The sequence below is a fragment of the Petrocella sp. FN5 genome (genome assembly GCF_029210395.1).
Classification (GTDB): domain Bacteria; phylum Bacillota; class Clostridia; order Lachnospirales; family Vallitaleaceae; genus Petrocella.
Map to the genome: position 1 here is coordinate 1 of NZ_JARGDP010000222.1, position 507 is coordinate 507.

Consider the following 507-nt stretch of genomic DNA (forward strand, 5'->3'; position numbering starts at 1 on the left):
TTATATTGTAATTATTTCCATTTATGGGAATTACTGTAAGGACATATTGTGTTTGTCATAAAGTTGTGACGTTAGAACAAAGAGGCTACGCCTCGCTTTGCAAAACAAATTGTTCCGGCAGGAAAGACTTCCTTGATAGTTACATAGCATAGACTTTCCTAGAGAACAAAAAAATAGTAATCTCAGACTTTCATCTTTGATTACTACCATCTTATAGTTTCTATTAAACTCTGCATATATTCAAGTGCAAAACTCTGTTACTACGCTTCCGGCATTACGATTGCTGCTATAAGATAAGCTAAGAAGCCGCCACCGGTCATCCAGAACAATACCATGACCAACCTCACCAAGGTTGGATCTACACTGAAATATTCAGCCAGACCACCACACACGCCAAAAAGCATTCTGTCTGTTCTCGAACGGTATAATTTTTTCTCCATATAATTCACCTCGCCTTAATATAATTATACTACATAATAAGTATAATCCAAAAAACTTAAAATAATC

The 507-nt window shown here is 35.7% G+C and carries 1 protein-coding gene; it reads right to left on the bottom strand.

From position 1 onward, the window contains the following. Positions 1-260: 260 nt before the first annotated feature. On the bottom strand, positions 261-440 hold the full coding sequence (locus tag P0N36_RS15605; RefSeq protein WP_275843816.1) for a PspC domain-containing protein: 180 nt from the start codon (positions 438-440) through the stop codon (positions 261-263). Between the last annotated feature and the right edge of the window lie 67 nt (positions 441-507).